General features: G+C 69.8%; 6 protein-coding genes. All 6 read left to right on the top strand.

Annotation, left to right across the window (positions count from 1 at the left end):
• Positions 1–131: 131 nt before the first annotated feature.
• Positions 132–1052 carry a TIGR03619 family F420-dependent LLM class oxidoreductase gene (locus tag ACFC0D_RS37395; RefSeq protein ID WP_376446294.1) on the top strand — a complete coding sequence of 307 codons (921 nt, stop codon included), beginning with the start codon at positions 132–134 and terminating at the stop codon, positions 1050–1052.
• Positions 1053–1065: 13 nt separating this feature from the next.
• Positions 1066–1827 (top strand): SDR family NAD(P)-dependent oxidoreductase, encoded by a 762-nt coding sequence (locus ACFC0D_RS37390; RefSeq protein ID WP_376446292.1) that lies wholly within the window; start codon positions 1066–1068, stop codon positions 1825–1827.
• Positions 1828–1933: 106 nt separating this feature from the next.
• Positions 1934–3058: an LLM class flavin-dependent oxidoreductase gene (locus ACFC0D_RS37385; protein WP_376446289.1), complete on the top strand. Its 1125-nt coding sequence runs from the start codon at positions 1934–1936 to the stop codon at positions 3056–3058.
• A gap of 259 nt (positions 3059–3317) precedes the next feature.
• Positions 3318–5045, top strand: coding sequence for an amidohydrolase family protein (locus ACFC0D_RS37380; protein WP_376446287.1), 1728 nt, complete (start codon positions 3318–3320; stop codon positions 5043–5045).
• The gene (locus ACFC0D_RS37375) at positions 5042–6493 is read left to right on the top strand and encodes an aldehyde dehydrogenase family protein (protein ID WP_376446284.1); all 1452 of its coding nucleotides are present in this window, start codon (positions 5042–5044) and stop codon (positions 6491–6493) included. The genes ACFC0D_RS37380 and ACFC0D_RS37375 overlap by 4 nt, the downstream gene beginning before the upstream one ends.
• Before the next feature lie 248 nt (positions 6494–6741).
• On the top strand, positions 6742–8313 hold the full coding sequence (locus ACFC0D_RS37370) for an APC family permease (RefSeq protein ID WP_376446281.1): 1572 nt from the start codon (positions 6742–6744) through the stop codon (positions 8311–8313).
• The last annotated feature ends 55 nt before the right edge of the window (positions 8314–8368 follow it).

The following is an 8368-nucleotide window of genomic DNA, read 5'->3' as shown; positions in this document are numbered from 1 at the left end:
GCACCCCCGCCGTGGGGGTGCGGCCGCTCGCGCATCCCGGTCACCGCACACCCCTTGTCTGATGGGTCGTCAGACGCAAGCATGAGAGCCGCCGATCGATATGACGAATCGTCAGATCCGGAGGAGTCGCCATGGTGGTCTACGGGATGCAGCTCCCGGTCCAGTCGCAGAGCACGATCTACGCCGAGCCCTGGGAGGCCGCCGCCGGCCCCGCCGATCTCGTCGAGATCGCCCGCACCGCCGACCGGACCGGCTTCGACTACATCGCGAGCTGCGACCATGTCGCCATCCCGCGCCGTCTCGCCGGGCCGATGAGCACCGTCTGGTACGACCCGGTCGCCACCCTCTCCTTCCTCGCCGCAGCCACCGAGCGCGTCCGGTTGCTGTCCCATGTCGCCGTCGTCGGTCTGCGCCACCCGCTGGTGAGCGCCAAGGCGTACGCGACCCTCGACCACCTCTCCGGCGGCCGGCTGGTCCTCGGGGTCGGGGCGGGGCACGTCCAGGAGGAGTTCGAGGCCGTGGGGGCCGATTTCGAGGGCCGCGGAGGGGTTCTCGACGAGACCATCGACGCGCTCAAGGCGGCGCTCGGGCCGGAGGAGTACCCGGAGCACACGGGCGAGCGGTTCTCCTTCAAGGACCTCGGTCAGATGCCCCGGCCGGCCCAGGAGCGGGTGCCGGTCTGGGTCGGCGGGTCCTCGCCCGCGGCCGTGCGCAGGGCCGCGCTCCGGGGCGACGGCTGGCTGCCGCAGGGTGATCCGCGGGAGAAGCTCCCCGCCCAGATCGCCCGGCTCGGGCGCCTGCGGGCCGAGGCCGGGATCGAGGACCCGATCACCGTCGGGGCGATCGTCGAGCCCCTGTACGTCGGCGAGGCCGGCTGGGAGGTCGGCAGGCGGACGCTGACCGGGAAGCCGGAGGCTCTCGCCGAGTCGCTGCGCGCGTACGGCGCGATGGGCGTGCATCAGATCCAGGTCCGGTTCCGCTCCCGGAGCCGTACCGAACTCACCGATCAGATGGCGGCGTTCGCCGCCGAGGTCGCCCCCCACCTGAGCTGAGGAGTGGACGGACATGGGCAAGCTGGACGGGCGCGTCGTCATGGTGACGGGTGCGGCGCGCGGGCAGGGCGAGCAGGAGGCGCGGCTCTTCGCCGCCGAGGGTGCGCGGGTCGTGCTCGCCGACGTGCTCGACGATCAGGGCGAGGCGCTCGCCAAGGAGCTGGGGGAGGGGCGGGCCGCGTACGTCCACCTCGACGTGACGAGAGAGGGGGACTGGGTGGGCGCGGTCGCGGTAGCCAAGGAGCGCTTCGGCCGGATCGACGGACTCGTGAACAACGCCGGCATCCTCCGCTTCAACGAGCTGGTGGCGACCCCGCTGGACGAGTTCCAGGCGATCGTGCAGGTCAACCAGGTGGGCTGCTTCCTGGGGATCCGTGCCGTCGCGCCCGAGATCGAGGCGGCCGGCGGCGGGACGATCGTCAACACCGCCTCGTACACGGGCGTGACGGGCATGGCGGGCGTCGGCGCGTACGCCGCCACCAAGCACGCCGTGCTCGGGCTCACCCGCGTGGCGGCGCTGGAGCTGGCGGCCAAGAGGATCCGGGTCAACGCGGTCTGCCCCGGCGCGATCGACACGCCCATGAGCAACCCGGAGGGTGTGGATCCGGCGGCGACGGCCGAGCTCTACCAGAAGCTGGTGCCGCTGGGGCGGATCGGGCGGCCGGAGGAGGTCGCGGCGCTCGCGCTCTTCCTGACCTCGGAGGACTCCGCGTACATCACGGGCCAGCCCTTCGTCATCGACGGTGGCTGGCTGGCCGGCGTGAGCCTCTTCTGAGCAGTTCTGACGCTCCATCAGGTATTGACGCACCCGCCACGCGGTGCGAAAGTCGGGCACAGAGAATCTGACGGTACGTCAGAAACAACGAGGACGGTGAACCCCCTTGGAATTCGGGATCTTCGTACAGGGATACGTCGGCAAGCGGGCCGAGACCGATCCCGAGGCCGAGCACAAGGCGCTGATGGAGGAGACCGAGTACGTCATCCAGGCGGACAGGTCCGGGTTCAAGTACGCCTGGGCGTCCGAGCACCACTTCCTGGAGGAGTACTCGCACCTCTCGGCGAACGACGTCTACCTGGGCTACCTCGCCCACGCCACCGACCGGATCCACCTCGGCTCCGGCATCTTCAACCCCCTCGCCCCGGTGAACCACCCGGTCAAGGTCGCCGAGAAGGTCGCCATGCTCGACCATCTCTCCCAGGGCCGCTTCGAGTTCGGCTCGGGGCGCGGGGCGGGCTCCCACGAGATCCTCGGGTTCATGCCGGGCATCACCGACATGAACCACACCAAGGAGATCTGGGAGGAGACGATCGCCGAGTTCCCCAAGATGTGGCTCCAGGACGAGTACGTCGGCTTCCAGGGCAAGCACTGGTCCCTGCCGCCGCGCAAGGTCCTGCCCAAGCCGTACGGGAAGTCCCACCCGGCCATGTGGTACGCGGCCGGCTCGCCCTCCTCGTACGCCATGGCGGGCAAGAAGGGGCTGGGCGTCCTCGGATTCAGCGTGCAGAAGGTCTCCGACATGGAGTGGGTCGTCGAGTCGTACAAGACGGCGATCAAGGAGGCCAAGGCCGTCGGCGACTTCGTCAACGACAACGTGATGGTCACCTCGACCGCGATCTGCGCCGAGACGCACGACAAGGCCGTCGAGATCGCCGTGAGTGGCGGACTCAACTACCTGCAGTCGCTGCTCTTCCGCTACCACGACACCTTCCCGCGGCCCGAGGGCATTCCGGAGTGGCCGGAACTGCTGCCGGAGTACAGCGCCGAGATCATCGAACTCCTCATCGCCGAGGAACTGATGATCTGCGGCGACCCGGAGGAGGTCCTGCGCCAGTGCAAGCGCTGGGACCAGGCGGGCGCGGACCAGCTGTCGTTCGGTCTGCCGATCGGGATCTCGTACGAGGACACGATGAACACGATCAAGCTGATCGGTGAGCACGTGATCCCGAAGATCGACACGGACCCGGTCCACCGCACGACCCGCTTCCGGCAGCAGGCCGGAGAGTAGGGCCCCGTACCGGGGCGGTGTCTTCCCGGACCACCGTCCCGACCGGCCCCGGTCGGGGACGTCGTAGCCGCGGCCGGCTACCGCGTCCCCGACCGGGGCATGTCCGCCCTTTGTGGGCAACTGTTCCGCTGGGGGTGCCCCCAGGGCGAAGCCCTAGGGGGAGGAACCGGTGGGCACAAAGCCACGAGGCCGCGCAGCGCTGCTTGGGCCTGTGCCCCGGGCCCCGCACTGGGCATCCCGTACGCAGGAAAGGGTCCCCATGCTCGACCACCTGATCAAGGGCGCCACCGTCGTGGACGGCACCGGCGCCCCGGCCTTCGTCGCCGACATCGGCATACGCAACGGGCGGATCGTCTTCGCCGACGCGGACGCCACCGCCCGCACCACCGAGGACGCCACCGGCCTCGTCCTCACCCCCGGCTTCGTCGACCCCCACACCCACTACGACGCCCAGCTCTTCTGGGACCCGTTCGCCACCCCCTCCATGAACCACGGCGTCACCACCGTCGCCGGCGGCAACTGCGGCTTCACGCTCGCGCCCCTCCACCCGGAGCGGCCGGAGGACGCCGACTACACCCGCCGGATGATGTCCAAGGTGGAGGGCATGGCCCTCAAGGCCCTGGAGGAGGGCGTCGACTGGAGCTGGTCCTCCTTCGGCGAGTACCTCGACGCCCTCGAAGGGCGGATCGCCGTCAACGCCGGCTTCATGGTCGGACACTGCGCCCTGCGCCGGTACGTGATGGGCACCGAGGCCGTCGGCGGACAGCCCACGACCGAGCAACTGGACACGATGGTCGGGCTGCTCAAGGAGGCCATGGACGCCGGCGCCTGGGGCCTGTCCACCACCCAGTCCTCCACCCACTCCGACGGCGACGGCGCCCCCGTCGCCTCCCGGCACGCCACGCCTGCCGAGCTGATCGCCCTGTCCAAGGCCGTCGGCGAACACGAGGGCACCCAGCTCGAGGCGATCCTCGCCGGCTGCCTCGACCAGTTCTCCGACGACGAGATCGACCTCTTCGTCGACATGACGGCGGCCGCCGGAAGGCCCCTGAACTGGAACGTCCTCACCATCGACGCCGGTGTCCCCGAGCGCGTCCCGCGCCAGCTCGTCGCCTCCGAACGCGCCCGCAAGTCCGGCGGCCGGATCGTCGCCCTCACCATGCCGATCCTCACCCCCATGAACATGTCGCTCGGCACCTTCTGCGCCCTCAACCTCATCCCGGGCTGGGGCGAGATCCTGGCCCTTCCCGTCCCCGAGCGGATCGCGAAGCTGCGCGACCCGGACGTACGGGCCGAGATGCTGCGCCGCGCCGACTCAAAGGAGGCCGGAGTCTTCCGCCGACTGGCGAACTTCGGCCGGTACGTCATCGGGGACACGTACTCCGACGAGAACCGCGGGCTCACCGGACGGGTCGTCCGCGACATCGCCGCCGAACGCGGCCAGGACGCCTTCCAGTGCCTCGTCGAGATCTGCGCCAACGACGAGCTGCGGACCGTGCTGTGGCCGATGCCCACCGACAACGACCCCGCCTCCTGGGCGCTCCGCCGGGAGACCTGGGACCAGGAGGACGTGATGCTGGGCGGCTCCGACGCCGGCGCGCACCTCGACCGGATGTGCGGCGCCCCGTACACCACCCGCTTCCTCGGCGACTGTCTGCGCGGCCGGAAGCTGGTCTCCCTCGAACAGGCGGTGAAGATGCTCACCGACGATCCGGCCCGGCTGTTCGGACTGCGCGAGCGGGGACGGATCGCTGAGGGCTTCCACGCCGATCTGGTCCTCCTCGACCCCGAACGGATCGACGCGGGCCCGGCGACCCTGGTCCACGACCTGCCCGGCGACAGCCCCCGGCTCGACTCACGGGCGATCGGCGTCGTGTCGGTCCGCGTCAACGGCGTGGAGACCATCCGCGACGACGAGGTGACCGGCGCGATACCGGGCAAGGTGCTGCGCTCCGGCCGCGACACGAGGACGGTGTCCACCAGGTGACTCAGCGACTGTTCATCGGCGGCGAGTGGGTCGAGCCCGACGGCGGGCACTACGAGGTGGTCGACCCGGCCACCGAGGAGATCGTCGGGCTCGCGCCCGAGGCCTCCCGCGCCCAGGTGTACGAGGCGGCAGCCGCCGCCCGTGCGGCCTTCGACTCCTGGTCCCGTACGAAACCGGAGGAGCGGGCCGCGATCCTCGACCGGGCCGCGGACCTGATGGCCCGTGACGCCGAGGCGAACACGCTCCTCGCCCAGGCCGAGACGGGGGCGACGACCGGCACCGCGCGCGGCATGCAGGTCGCCGTCGGCTCCTCCCGCTTCCGCAGGTACGCGCGCGGCGCCCTGGAACCGGTGGAGCAGGCGCTGCCCCCGCAGATCAACGAGGCCGGGCCGATGGGCAGGGCCGGGGTCTTCGGCGCGGTGGCGGTACGACGCCCGGTGGGCGTGGTCACCTGCATCACCTCCTACAACAACCCCTGGGCCAACCCGGCAGGCAAGATCGCCCCGGCGCTCGCCATGGGCAACACGGTGGTGGTGAAGCCCGCCCCGCAGGACCCGCTCTCCGTCTACGCGATGACCCGGGCGCTGGAGGAGGCGGGGGTCCCGGCGGGTGTCGTCAACGTCGTCACTGGCACGAGCACCGCCGTCGGCGAGGCGGCCGTCGACTCCCCGGACGTCGACATGGTCTCCTTCACCGGCTCCACTGCCGTCGGGCAGCGGATCGGCGAGGTCTGCGGGCGGGAGCTGAAGCGGCAGCTGATGGAGCTGGGCGGCAAGGGCGCGGCGCTGGTCTTCGACGACGCCGACCTGGACTCCGCCGTGATGGGGATCGGCACCACTTTCTCCTTCTACAGCGGACAGATCTGTACGGCCCCGACCCGGGTCCTCGCCCAGCGCGGGATCCACGAGCAGCTGATCGAGAAGCTCACCGGCTATCTGGCCTTCATGAAGGTGGGGGATCCGACGGTGCCGGGCACGGTGGTCGGCCCGGTGATCTCGGCGGCCCACCGCGACCGGGTGGAGTCGTACATCGCCCTGGGGCGGAAGGAAGGGGCCCGGGTCGTCGTGGGCGGTGAGCGGCCGGACCTGGCCAAGGGCTTCTATGTGGCCCCGACCCTGCTCGCGGAGTGCACGAACGACATGCGCGTGGTCCGGGAGGAGATCTTCGGGCCGGTCGTCGTGGTCGTCCCCTTCGACGACGAGGAGGAGGGCGTCGCGCTGGCGAACGACAGCGACTACGGGCTGATCGACTACGTGTGGTCGGGGGACGTGGCCCGCGCATTCCGTATCGCGGCCCGGCTGCGGGCGGGCGGCGTCGGGGTGAACACCATCGGGCGGAACATGGAGGCGCCGTTCGGCGGGTTCAAGAAGAGCGGTGTGGGGCGGGACGTGGGGTCCTACGCGCTGCATGCGTACAGCGAGACGCAGGCGGTCGTCTGGCCCGGCTGACCCTCTGCCCGCACGGCTCCGAAAATACTTCGGGAAAATTTGAAATCGGACATTCAAGACAGTGCTGCGGTTCCCGCATATCGGACAGTTTCTGAGACGCCTACCAATCGGTCGGTGTGGACGCGGGGTCGATCTTCCAATCAATGCCGAGAGGGTCTTGTCGCCCTCTTAATGCAAGGCGAAGATCGCCCCGCGTCCTGGAGTCAGCTCCTCCGGATATGGAAACCGCAGCACTTAACGTCCTGTTCATGACTCAGGTGGATGCACGGCCCCAGGCCGGAGACACGGTAAGGGGCGTCACCGCCTCGGGCGACACCCAAGGGGTACGGACCAAGGGACTCGGCGGTAACTCCGTCGGGCTGATGGGCAGTGCCGTCATCGGCATCTCGACCGTCGCCCCCGTCTACTGTCTGACCTCCACGCTCGGCTCCACGGCCGGCGAGGTCGGACTCCAGATGCCCGCGATCTTCCTCGCCGGCTTCCTCCCGATGCTGCTCGTCGCCTTCGCGTACCGCGAGCTGAACCGGGTCATGCCCGACTGCGGCACCTCCTTCACCTGGACCGTGAAGGCCTTCGGCCCCAAGATCGGCTGGATGTGCGGCTGGGGCCTCGTCATCGCGACGATCATCGTGCTCTCCAACCTGGCCGGCGTCGCGACCTCCTACTTCTGGCTGCTCGCCGGAGAGATCACCGGCAGCGAGTCCATCGCCGCCCTGGACGACAACAAGGCCGTCCACATCCTCACCTGCCTCGTACTCATCGCCGTCGCCACCGCGATCAGCTACCGCGGCATGACCGCCACCAAGGGCGTGCAGTACGCCCTCGTCGGCCTCCAGCTCGTCGTCCTCGCGCTCTTCGTCGCGATGGCCTTCCAGAAGGCCGGCAGCGGCGCCTTCGACACCGGGCTCTCCTTCTCCTGGGAGTGGATGAACCCGTTCGCCGTCCAGTCCTTCGCCGCCTTCACGGCCGGTCTGTCCCTCTCGATCTTCATGTACTGGGGCTGGGACGCCTGCATGGCGACCAACGAGGAGACCACGGGCAGCACCAAGACCCCCGGCCGCGCCGCGCTCATCGCGATGGTCGTCCTGGTCGGCTCCTACCTCGCCACCGGCGTCGCCGCGCAGATGGCCGTCGGCTCCGGCGACAGCGGCCTCGGCCTCGCCAACCCGGAGACCTCCGACAACGTCTTCGCCGCCCTCGCCGGCCCGGTCATGGGTCCCGCCCTCGGCATCCTGCTCTTCGTCGCCGTCCTCGCCTCGGCGGCTGCCAGCCTCCAGACGACGTTCATCCCGGTGGCCCGCACCGTGCTGGCGATGTCGACGTACGAGGCGCTCCCCGCGTCCTTCGCCAAGGTCCACCCGCGCTTCAAGGTCCCGGGCAAGGCCACGATCATCGCGGGCGTCGCCACCGGCGTCTTCTACACGGTGATGACCCTGGTCAGCGAGAACGTCCTGGTCGACACGATCTACGCGCTCGGCCTGATGATCTGCTTCTACTACTCGCTGACCGCGTTCGCCTGCGCCTGGTACTTCCGCAAGGAGCTGTTCCGCTCCGGCCGGGACTTCGTCTACAAGGGCCTGTGCCCGATCCTCGGCGGCATCCTGCTGACCGCGGTCTTCGGCAAGACGCTGTACGACATGTGGGACCCGGCCTACGGCAGCGGCTCCTCGGTCCTCGGCGTCGGCTCGGTCTTCGTGATCGGTGTCGGACTGCTGCTGGTCGGCGTGGTGATCATGCTGGTGATGCAGCGCAGGAGCCCCGCGTTCTTCCGCGGCGAGGTGCTCACCAAGGAGACGCCGTCGCTGGTCGTGGCCGACTGAGGCCGCGGGCGTAACCCCTGAGTCATGAACGCCGAGGTGGCGGGACCGGAACACC

Source organism: Streptomyces sp. NPDC056222, from assembly GCF_042264065.1.
GTDB lineage: Bacteria > Actinomycetota > Actinomycetes > Streptomycetales > Streptomycetaceae > Streptomyces.
Note: the sequence above shows the minus strand (reverse complement) of the source record. Positions and strands in the feature narration are given on the sequence as shown.